The following is a 16020-nucleotide window of genomic DNA, read 5'->3' on the forward strand; positions in this document are numbered from 1 at the left end:
CTGTCGCCGTTCCTCGGGGGAGGACCCGCTCCATGCAGTCGTACGTACGCCGCACCGCCCTGGCCCTCGCGGCCACCGCACTCACGGTCACGTCCCTCGTCGGCTGCGGAGCCCTCGACAAGGCCCTGGACTGCGCCAACACGGCCGCCACCATCGCCGGGAGCGTCGACCGCCTCCAGCAGGCCGTCTCCAACGCCGCGAACGACCCCCTCGCCTCCCAGCAGGCACTCAACGACATCGACCGCGAGCTCAAGTCCCTCGGCGACAAGACCGACAACGCCGACCTCTCCAAGGCGGTCAAGGACCTGGGCACCGGCGTCGACAACGTCCGCAAGGCCATCGACGGCGGCGACGCGACCCCCGACCTCACCCCGATCACCTCCGCGGCCTCCGAGATCGGCAAGGTCTGCACCCCGTAACTTGGGGGTATGACCCGCCTCATCCTCGCCACCCGCAACGCGGGCAAGATCACCGAACTCCGCACGATCCTCGCCGACGCCGACCTGGGCTACGACCTGGTCGGCACCGACGCCTACCCCGACATCCCCGACGTCAAGGAAACGGGCGTCACCTTCGCCGAGAACGCCCTCCTCAAGGCCCACGCGATGGCGGCAGCCACCGGCCTGCCCGCCATCGCCGACGACTCCGGCCTCGCGGTCGACGTCCTGCACGGCGCCCCCGGCATCTTCTCCGCCCGCTGGTCCGGCACCCACGGCGACGACCACGCCAACCTGGACCTCCTCCTGGCCCAGCTCGCCGACATCGGCCCCGAACACCGCGCCGCCCACTTCGCCTGCGCCGCCGCCCTCGCCCTCCCCGACGGCACGGAACGCGTCGTCTTCGGCACCATGCCGGGCACCCTCCGCTACGCCCCCGTCGGCCGCAACGGCTTCGGCTACGACCCGATCCTCCAGCCCGACGGCTACGAGGTGACCTGCGCGGAACTCTCCCCGGCCGAGAAGAACGCCATCTCCCACCGGGGGAAGGCGTTCCGGGAGCTGGTACCGGTGCTGCGGGAGCTGCTGGGCTGAGCGCTTTTGCGAAACACGAGAGCATGGCACCGACCGGTGCCATGCTCTCGGCCGTGGGCCCGGTGGGACTCGAACCCACGACACGCCGCCCCTAAAACGGCTCCCTCTGGCCTGCTGGGGTACGGGCCCATAGGGCTTCACTCTACTGGGTCTGCCGAAGGCGCTGAGCAGTGAGAGCGGTTCGAGTAGGTCTTCGTTTGGCTGTGGCAGTTCGGGCACAAGTACCGGAGGTTTTCACGGCGGTTGTCCAGCCGGTCTCCGTTGATGTGGTCGATCTCAAGCACGAGGCGCTTCCCTCGCCATTCACTGCCGACCCCGCACCCAGCGCATTCCTGCAGGACACCGATCTCTTCCAGCGCTCTCCGCAGAAACTTCGTCCGAGTCCGGTTTGGGCTCTCCCCCGGTGGTCGGAGGATTTCCTCCGCTGTCTTGCGGTACGGGGACGGGACGCCCCGGTAGTGACCCTGGCCGGTGAAGTGATCCGTCGAGAGGCCGTACGTCTCGATACTTCGTCTCACCCGCGCGCGGCTGGCCCCCACGTCCCTCAGATCAAGGTGCTTCAGCACTTGGGCCATGCTCAGTGAGGCGGCGACGGCCTCCGTGAGTTCGGCTTCGGAGATTGGCCGGGAGTACCCGCCTGTCTGGAAGTGCGAGGTGTCGATTCCGTGCCGGTCGAGGCGCTTCTTCACGAGACTGTACGGGCTGTCGTCGGGCGGGTAGCCGAGGTACTCGAAGATGCCCCGGATACTGGTCGAATGAGCCGCTGCCTCGGCCAGTAATTCCTTGGAGTAAGAGCGGTGCGGGCGTGTAGGAAGCGGTTCGTGGACGAAGTGTGACGTGTCGATGCCGTAGAGCTCCAGCCTGCCGCGTACGTAGCGGAGCGGTCCGCTACCCAGCGTGGCGTTCAACCTGCGGAGCAGGTCGACCATGCTGGTTGCCTCGGCGGCCATGCGCTGCAGCAGGTCGCGGGGGTACTTGTGAGCGGAGTTCACGCCGTGGCCCTCCGCTTGCGTCCCCGATAAGTGTCCGTCACCGCATGGCAGTTGGGGCAGAGGAAGCGTAGATTCGTCGGCCGGTTGTCCCACCAGTCGCCGTTCACGTGGTCGATTTCGAGGCGGAGCGGTCTGTCGTTCCAGATGGTGGTGTTTCCACACTCGGCGCACTCCTCCGGGACGCCAATGCGGAGGAGTGCTCGGTGCAGTCGATCCCTGTCGACCCGCCCGCCGGAAGCGGAACCGAGAACGAGCACGTCTCGCTTCGTCTGCCGCGGTCGCTCCCGGCCCATCCTTCCCGCCTGCACAAAGTGCGTAGTGTCCAGCTTCAGTGCTGCGATCCGCCGCCCGATGTGCGCCTGGTTGCCCCCGACGGGGCTGATCCCCAGGCGTCGTACCACCTCCGCCACGCTTCTCGACGTCGCCACCAACTCCCGCAGCGTCTCGTCGCTGTGCCGGACCCACCGGGTCGGGATGTGCGACGCGTCAATCCCCGCCTCCCGCATCTTCGCGCGCAGGTACCGCCTGCTCCCCGCCGTGGGTATTCCTCCGCACAGCCGGACTGCCTCGTCCCAGGTCTTCGCCTCGCGCGCCGCTCGCTCCAGCATCTCGGGCGTGTACCGGACCGCCATGTTCGTCGCCTCCGTTCCCGGCCGCGCGTTCGCAGCCTCGTACGGAGAAACGAACCGTTTATCGGATGGTCACGTCCGGAATGCGGAATGCCGTGCCCCACTTCAAGTGGGGCACGGCATTCCGGATGCGGAGCAGATGAGCCGGGATCAGAACTTCGGCTCGCGGGCCTGGGCCTCGACCAGTTCCGCGGCCTCTTCCTTGGTTTCGACCGAGGGCGGGGAGCCCTCCAGGGGCTTCTGGGCGGTCTCCTTCATGCAGGCGACCGCGATGATGCCGACCAGGGCCGCGGCCATCGAGTAGTAGGCCGGCATGAGGTTGTTGCCGGTCCAGGCGATCAGGCCGGTGACGACCAGGGGGGTGGTGCCGCCGAAGAGCGAGGCGGAGAGGTTGTAGCCGACGGAGAGGGAGCCGTAGCGGACCGAGGTCGGGAAGAGGGCCGGGAGGGCGGCCGACATCGTGCCCAGGAGGCAGACCAGGGAGAGGCCCAGCATCAGCAGGCCAGCGATGATCGCCGGGATGCTGCCCTGGCCGAGGAGGAGGAAGGCCGGGAGGGAGAGGACGAAGAAGCCGATCATGCCGGTCATGAGGAGGGGCTTGCGGCCGAAGCGGTCGCTGAGGCGGCCGACCTGGCTGATGATCACCATGAGGAAGGCCATGACGGCGAGGAGGATGAGGAGGCCGTGGGTCTCCGAGTAGCCCAGCTCCTTGGAGAGGTAGGTGGGCATGTAGGAGAGCAGCATGTAGTCGGTGATGTTGTAGGCGCCGACCAGGCAGATGCAGAGGATGAGGGTCGGCCAGTAGTCGCGGAAGATGCGGCCGAGGTCGCCCTTGGTGGACTTCTCGACGGCGTCGGCGGCCTCGGAGGCGCGGGCGTTCTCCGACTCCAGCTTCTGGAAGGCGGGGGTCTCGTCCAGCTTCATTCGGAGGTAGAGGCCGATCAGGCCCATCGGGGCGGCGACCAGGAAGGGCACCCGCCAGCCCCATTCGCGCATGGCGTCGTTGCCGAGGATCGCGGTGAGGGCCGTGACCAGGCCGGCCGCGCCGACGTAACCGGCCAGCGTGCCGAATTCCAGGAAGCTGCCGAAGAAGCCGCGGCGCTTGTCGGGCGCGTACTCGGCGATGAAGGTGGACGCGCCGCCGTACTCGCCGCCGGTGGAGAAGCCCTGGAGCATCCGGAAGAAGATCAGCAGGATCGGGGCCCAGACGCCGATGGAGTCCCAGGAGGGGATCAGGCCGATGGCGAGGGTGCCGATCGACATCAGGATCATCGTGAGCGCGAGGACCTTCTTGCGGCCGATCTTGTCGCCCATCGGGCCGAAGAACATGCCGCCGAGGGGCCGGACCAGGAAGGCCACCGCGAAGGTCGCGAAGGAGGAGAGGAGCTGGGCCGTGTCGTTCCCGGAAGGGAAGAAGACATGGCCGAGGGTGACCGCCAGGTAGGAGTAGATACCGAAGTCGAACCACTCCATGGCGTTGCCGAGGGAGGCGGCCTTCACCGCTCTCTTGACGGCCGCCTCGTCCGTGACGGTGATGTCGGAGCGGCGCAGGGGCGGGTTCTTGCGGCGGTTCAGGGCACGGAAGAGGACGCGGTGACGCTTTACCGCCTCGGGGTCCTCGGCCCTCTCGGGGGCGGTGGGCGTCATGTGCGGGTCCTCTCCGGAAGGCAACTGGGTCGGGTGTTCCAGGAGGTACGTCTGCGCGATTGCGACCGGTGCAAACAAAAATCCCACCCGGTGGGGTGGGATTCCTGTCACGCAAGCCCGTCACGCAAGGCGCATAGGGGACATTCCGCTCAGATCTTCAGGTCCTTGATGATCTTCGCGACGTGGCCCGTGGCCTTGACGTTGTAGAAGGCGTGCTCGACCTTGCCGTCCTCGTCCACGACGATCGTGGAGCGGATGACGCCGGTCACCGTCTTGCCGTACAGCTTCTTCTCGCCGAAGGCCCCGTACGCCTCCAGCGTCGTCTTCTCCGGGTCGCCGACCAGAGTCACCTTCAGCGACTCCTTCTCGCGGAACTTCGCGAGCTTCTCCGGCTTGTCGGGGGAGACGCCGATGACGTCGTACCCGGCGGCGGCCAGCACGTCGAGGTTGTCGGTGAAGTCGCAGGCCTGCTTGGTGCAGCCGGGGGTGAGGGCGGCCGGGTAGAAGTAGACGATGACCTTGCGGCCCTTGTGGGAGGCGAGGGAGACGTCGTTGCCGTCGGCGTCGGGCAGGGTGAAGGCGGGGGCGGTGTCGCCGGGCGTGAGGCGCTCGCTCATGGGGACTCCCTGGTGGGGGTAGAGGGCGGGGTACGGCTTGAGCGTAATGGGGGTGCCGATGGGTGGGAGAGCGCGGGAGCTGACAGACTGCTCGTTGACGGATTACCGGACCGGACCACGGAGGCGGCGCAGTGTCGGAAGCCAGGACCCCTGCGCAGATCGAGGCGGACATCGTCCGCAGGCGCGAACAGCTCGCGGTGACGCTGGACGAGATCGGTGTCCGGCTGCACCCCCAGACCATCGTCGGTGATGTGAAGGCCAAGGCGAAGTCGGCTGTCGACGAGACCGCCGGACGCGCGTTCGTGGCGGTGAACCGCAAGGTCACGGACGTACGGGCGCAGTTCGTGGACGCCGACGGGGCGCCCCGGATCGACCGGCTGGTGCCGGTGGCCGTGGTCGCGGTGGCGGTCGTGGGGCTGCTGCTGGTGTCCTCGCGCCGCCGCAAGGGCTGACGCGAGGGCCGACCAAGGGCTGACCCTCTCTCGGCTGGCATGGGTCCGGACAGGTAGGTTGCGTGACGTGAGCGAGAAGAACCACGACGACAAGCTGCCCATCCGGATGCTGCACGACCGTGTGCTGGTCAAGTCGGACTCCCCGGAGGGTGAGCGCCGCTCCGGCGGCGGCATCCTGATTCCGGCCACGGCGGCCGTCGGCAAGCGCCTGGCGTGGGCCGAGGTGGTCGCCGTCGGGCAGAACGTACGGACCGTGGTGCCCGGCGACCGGGTGCTGTACGACCCCGAGGACCGCGCCGAGGTCGAGGTGCGGGGCACGGCGTACGTGCTGATGCGCGAGCGCGACCTGCACGCGGTGGCTTCGGAGCGGGTCTCCGAGGACTCCACGGGGCTGTACCTGTAGAACACCTGCGAAGGGCCTGGTGACCATCGTCACCAGGCCCTTTTGCGTGCCCTTTGCTACGGTGGGGGGACCCCGACGAGACGCGCCGTACCGGGACGAGTCGCCTGCGGACACCGCAGGTGCTCATCGCAAAGACGACGCACCCCGTGAGTTGTTCCGCGTTCTCGTTTCGGAGGTGCCGTCATGGCATGGGTTCTGTTGATCGTCGCCGGTCTGCTCGAAGTCGGCTGGTCGATCGGGATGAAGTTCACCGAGGGGTTCACCCGGCTGTGGCCGAGCGTGTTCACCGGTGCCGGGATCGTCGTCAGCATGCTGCTGCTCTCGCAGGCCGCCAAGACGCTGCCGATCGGTACGGCGTACGGCGTGTGGGTCGGCATCGGTGCGGCCGGTGCGGCGGTGGTCGGCATGCTCGTGCTGAACGAGCCCGTCACCGCCGCCCGGATCTTCTTCGTCTGCCTGCTGCTGGTGGCCGTGGTCGGCCTGAAGGCGACCTCGGGTCACTAGCGGTCTAGTTCGGCGGGGCGTCCCCGCTGCCCGCCGGGCGGCGGCCCTGTTCGCCGCCGCCGATCAGGCCGCCGACGGGGTTGGGGTCGCCGCCGCCCCCGTTGTCGTTGCCGCCCTGATCGCCGCCGCCGGGGTCCCCGCCGCCGTTGTCGCCGCCTCCGTCGTTGCCGCCGATCAGGCCGCCGCCGTTGTCGCCGCCTCCGTCGTCACCGCCGTTGGCGTTGCCGCCCTGGGCGTTGCCCCCGGTGGCCGCGCCGCCGGTCTGGCCGCCCTGCTGGCCGCCGTCGGCCGCCGCGCCGCCGTTGTCGGTGCCGGGCTGCTGTCCGCCGGTGTCCTGGCCGGGCGGCGGCGAGGCGGGCGGGGCGACCGGCGGCGGGTTGACCGGGAGTTCGGAGCCGGCCTCGACCTCCAGGTCGAAGTCCTTGACCTCCTTGCCCTTGAGGGCGGCGGCCGTGTACTGCGCCCAGGTCTCGGCGGGCGCGCCGCCGCCGTTGATACGGGCCTGGCCGAGAGCCCCGTACAGCGGCTTCTGCACGGCCGTGTCGGGGTCGGCGCCCATCACGGCGACGACGGTCGCCAGGTCGGGGGTGTAGCCCGCGAACCAGGCGGCCTTGTCCTCCTCGGCGGTGCCGGTCTTGCCCGCCGCGGGGCGTCCGGCGGCCTTGGCGGCGGCGCCGGTGCCGCCCTCGACGACGCTCTGGAGGATCGAGGTGGTGGTGTCGGCGGCGGCGCGGGAGACGACCTGCTTGGTCTCCTGCTTGGGCAGGGTCAGGTCCTCGCCGTTCTTGGAGATCTTTTCGACGAGTGAGTACGTGCCGTGCTTGCCGTGGTTCGCCAGGGTGGCGTACGCCTCGGTCATGTCGAGCACGCTCGCGGTGGCGACGCCGAGCGCGATCGAGGGGGTGGGGTGGAACTCGGGCGTCTCCTCGGGCAGGCCGAGCGCGACGGCGGTCTCCTTGACCTTCTTGGGGCCGACGTCCACGGCCATCTGCGCGTACACGGCGTTCACGGACTTGTCGGTGGCGGTGCGCACGGAGATGTTGCCGTACGACACGTCGTCCTCGTTGGCCGGGGCGAACGGGATGGGGCTGCCGACGACGGGCCGCTTGTTGGTGCCGTCGTAAGTGGTGTTGGGGGTGATCGGGGCCCCGGCCTGGGTGGTGGAGCCGTTCTCGACGGCCGCGGTGAAGACGAAGGGCTTGAAAGTGGAGCCGACCTGGAAGTCGCGGCGGGTGGCGTTGGAGACGTACTGCTTGGTGTAGTCGATGCCCCCGTACATCGCGACGATCTTGCCGGTGGCCGGGTCGATGGAGGCGCCGCCGACGCGGACGTTGCGGTCGGCCTTGCGCTTCTTGGCGTCGACCTTCTTCATGACGTTGTCCTCGACGGCCTTCACGAAGGCGTCCTGGCGGGGCTTCTCCAGAGTGGTGATGATGCGGTAGCCGCCGGTGTTGAGGGTCTCCTCGTCGATGACCTTGTTGCTGGTCAGGTAGTCCTCGACGGCCTGCACGATGTACCCGCGCTGCCCGGACAGGCCGCCGGCCGGCTTGGCCTGCTGCGGCTGCGGGAACTTGATCTTCGCCCGGTCGGCCTGCTTCAGCCAGCCCTCCTTGACCATGCCGTCCAGGACGTAGTTCCAGCGGCCGAGCGCCTTGCCCCGGTTCTCGGGGTGGGTGGCGACGTCGTAGGCGTTGGGGGCGTTCAGCAGGGAGGCGAGGTAGGCGCCCTCGGGGGCGCCGAGCTGGTCGACGTCCTTGCCGTAGTAGGCCTGGGCGGCGGCCTGGATGCCGTAGGCGTTGCGGCCGAAGTAGCTGGTGTTGAGGTAGCCCTCCAGGATCTCGTCCTTGGACGACTCCCGGTTGAGCTTGATCGCGATGAAGAACTCCTTCACCTTGCGGGTGATGGTCTGCTCCTGCGCCAGGTAGTAGTTCTTCACGTACTGCTGGGTGATGGTCGAGCCGGACTGCTTGCCCTTGCCGGTGGCGGTGTTCCAGGCGGCGCGGAGCATGGCCTGCGGGTCGACGGCGGGTTCGCCGTAGAAGCCGCGGTCCTCGGCCGCCAGGACCGCGTGCTGGATCTCCTTGGGGACCTGGGAGAGCTTCACGCTCTCCCGGTTGACCTCGCCGTCGCGGGCGAGGGGGGTGCCGTCGGCGTACAGGTAGACGTTGGACTGGGCGGTCGCGGTGTCGTTGGCCGCGGGGATCTTGACCATGGTGTACCCGGCGACGAACGCGCCGACGAGCAGCACCGCGAGGAGCACGAACGTACCGAGCAGCATCCGCCAGGTGGGGATCAGCCGCCGCCAGCCGGTGCGCTTGGGGCGCTTGGGCTTCTTCTTGCCCGAGGCGTTGCCCGAGGCGTTGCCCGACGCGGCGCCCGGGGCGTCGTCGGGGGCGGCGGAGTCCGGGCCCGGGCCCGGGACGGAGGGGTCCCGGGGGGCCCAGCCCGGCTGCTGCTGTGGCTCGTCGCTCATGCCTGTGAAGACTCCTCGGACGCGGCCAGAGGTTCACACTCCGGCATAACGGTGTCGTATCGGGCGATTCGCTTGTGCCTCCATGAAACACCGTGCTCTACCGCGAATCCCACTCGTCCTGACACAGGGCGAGTAATCGCTCGCGGCCGGTGACCCCGTTGGGCTAGGGTCGTGCGCTTCGGTGTCGGCGGCATGCGGTGAGCCAAGTGGCACAACGAGTGAGGGGGTGGGGGAGGTGCGGGTGCGCTGGCGGTTGTACGCGCTCGTGGCCGCCGGAGGGTTCCGCCGGTACGCCACGTACCGGGCGGCGACTCTGGCAGGGGTGTTCACCAACACCGTCTTCGGATTCATCCTCGCGTACACGTACACGGCCCTGTGGGACCAGCGTCCGCACCTGGGCGGCTACGAGCTGCCGCAGGCCCTCGCGTACGTCTGGATCGGTCAAGCCCTCCTGGCGGCGGCCTCGTTGATGGGCGGCGGCTTCGAGACCGACCTGATGGAACGCATCCGTACCGGCGCGATCGTCACCGATCTCTACCGCCCGGCCGACCTCCAACTCTGGTGGCTGGCGTCCGACTTGGGGCGAGGTGCCTTCCAACTCCTGGGCCGGGGCGTGGTGCCGATGGCGGTGGGCTCGCTCGCCTTCGAACTCGCTGTGCCCACCCCGTGGTGGCGCTGGCCCGCCTTCCTCGGGTCGGTGTTCCTGGGCCTGGTGGTCAGCTTCGCGCTGCGCTACCTGGTGGCGCTGAGCGCGTTCTGGCTGCTGGACGGGGCGGGCGTCACCCAGGTGTCCTGGCTGGCGGGAATGTTCTTCTCCGGGATGCTGCTGCCGCTCAACCTCTTCCCGGGGCTGCTGGGCGAGGTGGCGCGGGCGCTGCCGTGGTCGGCGCTGCTCCAGGTCCCGGCGGACGTGTACCTGGGGGTGCGCACGGGCTGGGACCTGCTCGCCGCGTACGCCTTCCAGGCGGGCTGGGCCGTCGCCCTGTTGACGGTGGGACGGACGCTCCAGGCGGCGGCGACACGGCGGGTGGTGGTGCAGGGTGGCTGAGGAGCTGGTGGTCCCCGTCCGGGGGCGCCTCGCGCTCGCACGGGACGGATTCCGGGCGTACGGGCTCATCGCGATGATGTGGGTGCGCTCCACGATGGCCTACCGGGCGTCGTTCGCGCTCACGACGCTCGGCAGCTTCCTGGGGACCGGACTCGACTTCGTGGCCGTGCTGTTGATGTTCGGGCACGTGGAGCGGCTCGGCGGGTTCTCGCTGGGCGAGGTGGCTTTCCTGTACGGGGTGGCGGGTTCGGCCCTGGGGATCGGCGACCTCCTGATGGGCACCATGGGAAGGGTCGGCCTGCGGGTCCGCGACGGCACGCTGGACACGCTGCTGGTGCGGCCCGTGCCGGTGCTGGCGCAGTTGGCGGCGGACCAGTTCGCGCTGCGCCGGATCGGCCGGATCACGCAGGGGCTGGCGGTACTGGTGTACGCGGTCGTGCAGTTGGACGAGGTGCAGTGGACACCGCTGAAGGTGCTCATGGTGCCGATGATGCTGCTGAGCGGCGGGGCGATCTTCGCGGCGCTGTTCACGATGGGCGGGGCCTTTCAGTTCCTGGCGCAGGACGCGGCGGAGGTGCAGTCGGCGTTCACCTTCGGGGGCAACGCGCTGCTCCAGTACCCGCCGACGGTGTTCGCCAAGGACCTGGTGCGCGGGGTGACCTTCCTGCTGCCGCTGGCCTTCGTGAACTGGATTCCGGTGATGTACGTGCTGGGGCGGCCGTATCCGTTGGACGTGCCGGAGTGGTTCGCCTTCGCGCCGCCGGTGGTGGCGGTGGGGTTCTGGGTGGTGGCGGGGCTGTTGTGGCGGGCGGGATTGCGGTCGTACCGGAGCACGGGGAGTTGATGCTGGGTGGATCTCATCGAGTTGGACGGCGTCGAGAAGGTCTTCGACGTACGCCGCAGAACAGGCTTCATGCGGCGGGAGAAACGGCAGGTCAGGGCGGTCGACGGGATCAGCTTCACGATTCCGCGCGGCGAGATGGTCGGCTACATCGGCCCCAACGGGGCGGGCAAGTCCACCACCATCAAGATGCTCACCGGCATCCTCACCCCCAGCGGCGGCCGGCTGCGGGTCGCGGGCATCGACCCGGCGCGGGAGCGGACACGGCTGGCGTCGCGGATCGGGGTGGTTTTCGGCCAGCGGACGACGCTGTGGTGGGACCTGCCGCTGAAGGACTCGTACCGGCTGATGCACCGCATGTACCGGATCCCGGACGCACGGTTCGCCGCGAACATGGAGCGGTGCGTGGAACTGCTGGACCTGGCCGAGCTGCTCGACGTACCCGTACGGCAGTTGTCGCTCGGGCAGCGGATGCGGGGCGACATCGCGGCGGCGCTGCTGCACGATCCGGAGGTGCTGTACCTGGACGAGCCGACGATCGGGCTCGACGTCGTCTCCAAGTCCAAGGTGCGGCAGTTCCTGCGGGACTTGAACGCGGAGCTGGGGACGACGGTGCTGCTGACGACCCATGACCTCACCGACATCGAGCAGCTCTGCAAGCGGGTCATGGTCATCGACCACGGGCGGCTGATGTACGACGGGGCGCTGGCCGGGCTGCACGAGGTGGGGGAGAGCGAGCGGATGCTGGTCGTGGACCTGGAGCAGGAACTCCCGCCCGTGGAGACCGACTTGGCGCGGGTGGTGAAGGTGGAGGGGCCCCGGCAGTGGCTCGCCTTCCCGGCCTCGGTGTCGGCGGCTCCGCTCGTGGCCCAACTGGCCGCCTCGTACCCCCTGTTGGACCTGTCCGTCCGGGAGCCGGACATCGAGGCGGTGATCGCGAAGATGTACGCGGGCGGGGCGGACGGGGCCCAGGGAGCGCGGCTAGTCTGACTCGTATGACGAGTGCTGGGGATACTGGGGAACACCTTCCTGAACTGCGGGCTTCGGACGCCGACCGCGAGCGCGTGGCCGAGGTGCTGCGGGAGGCCGTCGCCGAGGGGCGGCTCGACATGGAGGAGTTCGACGAGCGCCTCGGGCTCGCGTACAAGTCCCGTACGCAGGGTGAGCTGCAGGTGCTCGTACGGGACCTGCCCGCCTCCGCCGAGACGGCGCCGATGGTGCTGCCGGGCGTGCGGGGCTCGGAGACTTCGCCGACCTCGTGGGCCTCGCGGATCGGGGTGCCGGCGACCTCGAAGGGGGCCTTCGCCTTCTGGGGCGGGTTCAAGAGGTGGGGGCAGTGGAGCGTGCCCCGGGTCTTCACGTCGTTCGCGATGTGGGGCGGCGGGGAGATCGATCTGCGCGAGGCGCGCTTCGAGGAGCGCGAGGTCACCATCCGGTGCATCACCATCATGGGCGGAATCCAGGTGAAGGTGCCGAACGACCTGCACGTGGAGGTGCGGGGCATCGGCATCATGGGCGGCTTCGACGACAAGGCCACGGGGGAGGGGACCCCCGGCTCCCCCCGGGTGACGGTCACCGGCTTCGCCCTGATGGGCGGCGTCGGCGTCGACCGCAAGCTCCGCCGTGCGGAGAAGGAGCGGCTGCGGGGCGAACGCCGCAAGGAACTCTGAGGGCTCCCGCCTTCTTGGGCGGCGCCCCCTTCTCTCTCCCTAGCCCCCTTGGGCGGCGGGGCCGCCCCCGGGGGCGGGACGGGCGGGCAAGGGGGCGGCCCGCCCGATCCGGGCCCGCCCCGGTCCCCCCGGCCCGCACCTGTGCCGGATGCGCTTCACGCAGGGGCCGGGCCCGCCCCCGTACCGCCGAAACCCAGGACCGTACCGCCCCACCTCAGGACCGTACCGTCGAAGCCCCCGCCCCCACCCCACCCCTCAGCAGCGACCAGTCCACCAGCATCCCCATCCGCCGATACCCCGCATCGCTCGGGTGAAGGTGGTCCCCGGAGTCGTACTCCGGAGACATCCGGACCGCCCCCGCCCCCGCCCCCTCCCCCCGCACCGCCCGGTCGAAGTCGACCACCGCGTCGAACACCCGCCCCGCCCGGATCTCCGCGTTCACCGCGCCCCGCACGGCCTCCCGCTCCTTCGTCCACGCCGGGTGCCCGCCGAACGGCAGCAGCGTTCCGCCGATCACCCGCTGCCCGCGTGCGTGCCCCTGCCGCACCAGCTCCCGCAGCCCGGCGACGATCCGCCCCGGGTCCTTCTCCTGCGGCGGCGCGATGATGTCGTTGATCCCCAACAGCACCACCACCGCCTTGACCCCCGGCCGCCCCGCCGCGTCCGCCTCGAAGCGGGACAGGCCGCGCGGACCCCGGTTGTCGGCGAGAAGCCGGTTTCCGCTGATGCCCTGGTTGAGGACGCCGTAGCGCGGCGCCCCCGCCTCCGCCCGCAGCCGGTCGGAGAAGACGTCCGGCCAGCGGCGGTTGGCGCCCACCGTCGCGGTGATCCCGTCCGTGATCGAGTCGCCGAACATCACCACCGCCCCGTCGGCGTCCGCGTTCAGCACGTCCACGCCGGTCAGGTACCGCCAGCTGTTCGTCCGCATCCGGTAGCCGCCGCCGGACATGTCCTCCGTGTGGTCCCCGAGCGCGCTGTAGTTGGTCTGGCGGGCGTGCGGGTGGTACGTCACGGAGCCGCTGGCCCGCGGCGAGTAGGTCGTGACCAGCAGGTCCCCGTCGTTCGGCACCTCGATCGCCGTACGGTCCGAGGCGGCGCTCCCGCCCGCCGGGACGATCACGTACGGCCGGCCGCCGAAGGTGACCCGGCGCATGGTCCCGGGCGCCGCCGCCGGTGCGCCCTGCTCGGCGGCCACGGCTATGGAGGCGTGGGATATGAGCAGCGGCTCGTCCCCGAAGCGGTTGGAGAGGGTGATGCGGGCGCTGGTGCCGCCGATGCTGGTGTGCACGACGTTGCGTACGGAATGACCGGCCAGGCCCCGGGGGGTGCGCGGCTCCGGGCCGACGGGGGAGGCCGCCCAGGTGCCGATCCACCGGTTGGAGGCGGCGGGCCGCAGCCCGTCCCCGCCGTACTGCCCGCCGTCCCCGCGCCCCTGCTGCCCGGCGCGCGCGGCGCCGTCACCGTCGTCGAAGACACCGGTCAGGGCGAAGATGCCGCAGGAGATCAGGACGACCACCGCCGCCAGAGCGGCCAGCAGGGCGTAACCGTGGCGCCGGGTCATGCTGGGGGGACTCCTCGTATCACTGTTCCACTGTTCGTGTCTGATCATTTGCACATCTGTTCACCATGATGCGGTACGGCATCGAAGGCTGAGACGTCGGGAACTCGGGGTGCGTTCCGGGAGTAGGACAGGTAGGGACGGTACGGAGGGGTCTTCGTGTAGGGAGGTTCCCCCGGCCCGGCAGGGTCGTGCTCCCGCGCGTACGCGGGACGGGACACGGGAACCGGAAGCAGAACGGCAACGGGCCGGGAACGGACCGGGACGGCGAAGGGCGACGGACGAGGCGCATGGAACGTAAAGACAAGGGACCGGAACCGACGGAGCCCGCAGGCAGCGGGCCCCCCGAGCCCGCACGGGCACCGGGGCGCGGGACTTCCCGCTTCGACAAGCCTGCCCACCCCGCCCCGCCCCCCACTCCCACATCCGCACCCACCTCGCCCCCCACTCCCACATCCGCACCCACCCCGCCCCCCGCCCCCCGCCAGCCCTTCGCCTTCAGCGAGGCCGACGCCGAGAAGCAGCGGGGCGTACGCCGTATGAAGGCGACGGCCACCGGCCTGCTCCTCTTCGTCGCCCTCGTCTACGTCCTGGCCAAATGGGCGCAGCACAGCGGGCTGGGCGGCTGGGCGGGCTATGTCGCGGCGGCGGCGGAGGCCGGGATGGTGGGCGCGATGGCGGACTGGTTCGCCGTCACGGCCCTCTTCAAGCACCCGCTCGGCATCCCCATCCCGCACACCGCGATCATCCCCACCAAGAAGGACCAGCTCGGCGTCTCCCTCGCGGACTTCGTCGGCGAGAACTTCCTCTCCGAGGACGTCATCCGCGCCCGTCTGGCCCCCCTGGACCTGGGCGGCCGCCTGGGCGCCTGGCTGGCGGACCCGGCCCACGCCGACCGGGTGACGGAGGAACTGGCGACAGCCCTGCGCGGAGCCCTCACGATCCTCCGCGACTCCGACGTACAGGCAGTCGTCGGCGAGGCCATCACCCGCCGCGCCGAATCGGCGGAGATCGCCCCGGGCCTGGGCAAGGCCCTCGACAAGGTCGTCGCCGACGGTGCCCACCACCGCGCCGTCGACCTGATCTGCACCCGCGCCCACGACTGGCTGGTCGAACACGGCGACTCGGTGATGGACGCGGTCCAGGGCGGCGCCCCCGGCTGGACCCCGCGCTTCGTCGACCGCAAGATCGGCGACCGCGTCTACCGCGAGCTGCTCCGCTTCGTCACCGAGATCCGCGACATGCCGACCCACCCCGCCCGGGGCGCCATCGACCGCTTCCTCGCCGACTTCGCCACGGACCTCCAGTCGGACTCCGAGACCCGCGCCCGCACGGAACGCCTGAAGTCCGACATCCTCAACCGCCCCGAGGTCCAGGACGTCATCGCCTCCGCCTGGTCCGCCGTCCGCGCGATGATCATCGCCGCCGCCGACGACGACCGCTCCGAGCTGCGCCTGCGCGTCCGCGCCTCCCTGATCTCCCTCGGCACCCGCCTGGCCACCGACGGCCGCCTGCAACGCAAGCTCGAAGGCTGGGTGGAAGGCGCGGCCGTCTACGTCATCACCACGTACCGCAGCGAAATCACGTCCCTCATCACCGACACCGTCGCAGGCTGGGACGCGACCCACACCTCCCGCAAGATCGAGGCGCACATCGGCCGCGACCTGCAGTTCATCCGCATCAACGGAACGGTGGTCGGCGCCCTGGTCGGCCTCCTGATCTACACGATCTCCAAGGCCTTCGGCGCCTGACCCGAGGGACGGACCCTACTTACCGCGCCGGGTCGCGGCCCACGAGGCGGCCGCGACCCCACCCGCCACGGCGAACACCGCCGGCCACGCCCCGACCTTCTTCGCCAGCGGATGCGACCCGGCGAACCCGGCCACGTACAACCCCGTCAACCCCGCCGCGACCTTCCCCCCGGCCTCCTGCTGCCACTGCCGCGCCGCCACGGCCCCCGCCGCAGCCAGCGCCACACCCCCGAGCGGCCGCTTCTTCGTCCACCGGGCCACCCCGTACCCACCGACCAGCCCGGTAGCGGCAACGAGGGATGCGGGCACCTTGACCATGACTACTGCCTCCAGCTGTGACACGAACACGTGCCTGCGAGGCTATCGGGACGCCCGATCCGGCCGCCCCGGACCCCTCCTGGACA

At 70.2% G+C, this 16020-nt stretch carries 17 protein-coding genes, 1 tRNA gene and 1 riboswitch; of the genes, 10 read left to right on the plus strand and 8 right to left on the minus strand.

Annotated features, from left to right (window positions below; translation table 11 throughout):
• Positions 1-32: 32 nt before the first annotated feature.
• Together IE269_RS17830 and rdgB are read left to right on the plus strand one after the other, a co-directional pair.
• Complete coding sequence (locus tag IE269_RS17830; RefSeq protein WP_189823998.1) at positions 33-419, plus strand: hypothetical protein; 387 nt, start codon at positions 33-35, stop codon at positions 417-419.
• Between the two features lie 9 nt (positions 420-428).
• The gene (gene rdgB / locus IE269_RS17835) at positions 429-1031 is read left to right on the plus strand and encodes an RdgB/HAM1 family non-canonical purine NTP pyrophosphatase (protein ID WP_189823999.1); all 603 of its coding nucleotides are present in this window, start codon (positions 429-431) and stop codon (positions 1029-1031) included.
• 54 nt (positions 1032-1085) lie between these two features.
• On the opposite strand, the gene IE269_RS17840 is transcribed toward rdgB, so the two are convergent.
• The 5 genes from IE269_RS17840 to bcp all read right to left on the minus strand — a co-directional run bounded on the left by IE269_RS17840 (position 1086) and on the right by bcp (position 4916).
• A tRNA-Leu gene (locus IE269_RS17840) sits at positions 1086-1160 on the minus strand.
• An 8-nt stretch (positions 1161-1168) separates the two neighbouring features.
• On the minus strand, positions 1169-2023 hold the full coding sequence (locus IE269_RS17845; protein ID WP_229897924.1) for an HNH endonuclease signature motif containing protein: 855 nt from the start codon (positions 2021-2023) through the stop codon (positions 1169-1171).
• Positions 2020-2655, minus strand: coding sequence for an HNH endonuclease (locus IE269_RS17850; protein WP_189824000.1), 636 nt, complete (start codon positions 2653-2655; stop codon positions 2020-2022). The genes IE269_RS17845 and IE269_RS17850 overlap by 4 nt, the downstream gene beginning before the upstream one ends.
• A gap of 147 nt (positions 2656-2802) precedes the next feature.
• Positions 2803-4299 carry a glycine betaine/L-proline transporter ProP gene (gene proP / locus IE269_RS17855; protein WP_189824001.1) on the minus strand — a complete coding sequence of 499 codons (1497 nt, stop codon included), beginning with the start codon at positions 4297-4299 and terminating at the stop codon, positions 2803-2805.
• A gap of 149 nt (positions 4300-4448) precedes the next feature.
• A complete protein-coding gene (gene bcp / locus IE269_RS17860) occupies positions 4449-4916 on the minus strand; it encodes a thioredoxin-dependent thiol peroxidase (RefSeq protein ID WP_189824002.1) in 468 nt (155 codons plus the stop codon).
• Between the two features lie 131 nt (positions 4917-5047).
• Between bcp and IE269_RS17865 the strand changes: the two genes are divergently transcribed.
• The 3 genes from IE269_RS17865 (at position 5048) to IE269_RS17875 (ending at position 6275) form a co-directional block, all read left to right on the plus strand.
• A complete protein-coding gene (locus tag IE269_RS17865; protein ID WP_189824003.1) occupies positions 5048-5368 on the plus strand; it encodes a DUF3618 domain-containing protein in 321 nt (106 codons plus the stop codon).
• 67 nt (positions 5369-5435) lie between these two features.
• Entirely contained in the window at positions 5436-5771 is a 336-nt protein-coding gene (locus IE269_RS17870) for a GroES family chaperonin (RefSeq protein WP_189824004.1), read from the plus strand.
• 44 nt (positions 5772-5815) lie between these two features.
• Positions 5816-5915, plus strand: a riboswitch (guanidine-III (ykkC-III) riboswitch).
• Positions 5916-5954: 39 nt separating this feature from the next.
• Positions 5955-6275: a DMT family transporter gene (locus IE269_RS17875; protein ID WP_189824005.1), complete on the plus strand. Its 321-nt coding sequence runs from the start codon at positions 5955-5957 to the stop codon at positions 6273-6275.
• A gap of 4 nt (positions 6276-6279) precedes the next feature.
• Here the strand turns inward: IE269_RS17875 and IE269_RS17880 are convergent, their stop codons facing one another.
• Positions 6280-8748: a transglycosylase domain-containing protein gene (locus IE269_RS17880; RefSeq protein ID WP_189824006.1), complete on the minus strand. Its 2469-nt coding sequence runs from the start codon at positions 8746-8748 to the stop codon at positions 6280-6282.
• A gap of 241 nt (positions 8749-8989) precedes the next feature.
• Between IE269_RS17880 and IE269_RS17885 the strand changes: the two genes are divergently transcribed.
• The 4 genes from IE269_RS17885 to IE269_RS17900 are packed head-to-tail and all read left to right on the plus strand — an operon-like array spanning position 8990 to position 12307.
• Positions 8990-9796 (plus strand): ABC transporter permease, encoded by an 807-nt coding sequence (locus IE269_RS17885; RefSeq protein ID WP_189824007.1) that lies wholly within the window; start codon positions 8990-8992, stop codon positions 9794-9796.
• Positions 9789-10640 carry an ABC transporter permease gene (locus tag IE269_RS17890; protein ID WP_229897922.1) on the plus strand — a complete coding sequence of 284 codons (852 nt, stop codon included), beginning with the start codon at positions 9789-9791 and terminating at the stop codon, positions 10638-10640. The genes IE269_RS17885 and IE269_RS17890 overlap by 8 nt, the downstream gene beginning before the upstream one ends.
• A gap of 6 nt (positions 10641-10646) precedes the next feature.
• The gene (locus tag IE269_RS17895) at positions 10647-11627 is read left to right on the plus strand and encodes an ABC transporter ATP-binding protein (protein ID WP_229897920.1); all 981 of its coding nucleotides are present in this window, start codon (positions 10647-10649) and stop codon (positions 11625-11627) included.
• A gap of 5 nt (positions 11628-11632) precedes the next feature.
• The gene (locus tag IE269_RS17900) at positions 11633-12307 is read left to right on the plus strand and encodes a DUF1707 SHOCT-like domain-containing protein (protein WP_229897919.1); all 675 of its coding nucleotides are present in this window, start codon (positions 11633-11635) and stop codon (positions 12305-12307) included.
• Positions 12308-12521: 214 nt separating this feature from the next.
• Here the strand turns inward: IE269_RS17900 and IE269_RS17905 are convergent, their stop codons facing one another.
• On the minus strand, positions 12522-13868 hold the full coding sequence (locus tag IE269_RS17905) for an SGNH/GDSL hydrolase family protein (protein ID WP_189824008.1): 1347 nt from the start codon (positions 13866-13868) through the stop codon (positions 12522-12524).
• 536 nt (positions 13869-14404) lie between these two features.
• Between IE269_RS17905 and IE269_RS17910 the strand changes: the two genes are divergently transcribed.
• On the plus strand, positions 14405-15616 hold the full coding sequence (locus tag IE269_RS17910; RefSeq protein WP_189824281.1) for a DUF445 domain-containing protein: 1212 nt from the start codon (positions 14405-14407) through the stop codon (positions 15614-15616).
• Between the two features lie 15 nt (positions 15617-15631).
• Here the strand turns inward: IE269_RS17910 and IE269_RS17915 are convergent, their stop codons facing one another.
• Positions 15632-15934, minus strand: a complete 303-nt coding sequence (locus IE269_RS17915; RefSeq protein ID WP_189824282.1) for a hypothetical protein — start codon at positions 15932-15934, stop codon at positions 15632-15634.
• Positions 15935-16020 lie beyond the last annotated feature (86 nt).

Source organism: Streptomyces spiroverticillatus, assembly GCA_014650415.1.
GTDB lineage: Bacteria > Actinomycetota > Actinomycetes > Streptomycetales > Streptomycetaceae > Streptomyces > Streptomyces spiroverticillatus.

Bases quoted from the DNA above. Each gene is read 5' to 3' on its own strand.
- IE269_RS17905 (WP_189824008.1), bottom strand. From the start codon at position 13,868: ATGACCCGGCGCCACGGTTACGCCCTGCTGGCCGCTCTGGCGGCGGTG.
- IE269_RS17900 (WP_229897919.1), top strand. From the start codon at position 11,633: ATGACGAGTGCTGGGGATACTGGGGAACACCTTCCTGAACTGCGGGCT.
- IE269_RS17910 (WP_189824281.1), top strand. From the start codon at position 14,405: ATGAAGGCGACGGCCACCGGCCTGCTCCTCTTCGTCGCCCTCGTCTAC.
- IE269_RS17830 (WP_189823998.1), top strand. From the start codon at position 33: ATGCAGTCGTACGTACGCCGCACCGCCCTGGCCCTCGCGGCCACCGCA.
- bcp (WP_189824002.1), bottom strand. From the start codon at position 4,916: ATGAGCGAGCGCCTCACGCCCGGCGACACCGCCCCCGCCTTCACCCTG.
- rdgB (WP_189823999.1), top strand. From the start codon at position 429: ATGACCCGCCTCATCCTCGCCACCCGCAACGCGGGCAAGATCACCGAA.
- proP (WP_189824001.1), bottom strand. From the start codon at position 4,299: ATGACGCCCACCGCCCCCGAGAGGGCCGAGGACCCCGAGGCGGTAAAG.
- IE269_RS17875 (WP_189824005.1), top strand. From the start codon at position 5,955: ATGGCATGGGTTCTGTTGATCGTCGCCGGTCTGCTCGAAGTCGGCTGG.
- IE269_RS17850 (WP_189824000.1), bottom strand. From the start codon at position 2,655: ATGGCGGTCCGGTACACGCCCGAGATGCTGGAGCGAGCGGCGCGCGAG.
- IE269_RS17880 (WP_189824006.1), bottom strand. From the start codon at position 8,748: ATGAGCGACGAGCCACAGCAGCAGCCGGGCTGGGCCCCCCGGGACCCC.
- IE269_RS17915 (WP_189824282.1), bottom strand. From the start codon at position 15,934: ATGGTCAAGGTGCCCGCATCCCTCGTTGCCGCTACCGGGCTGGTCGGT.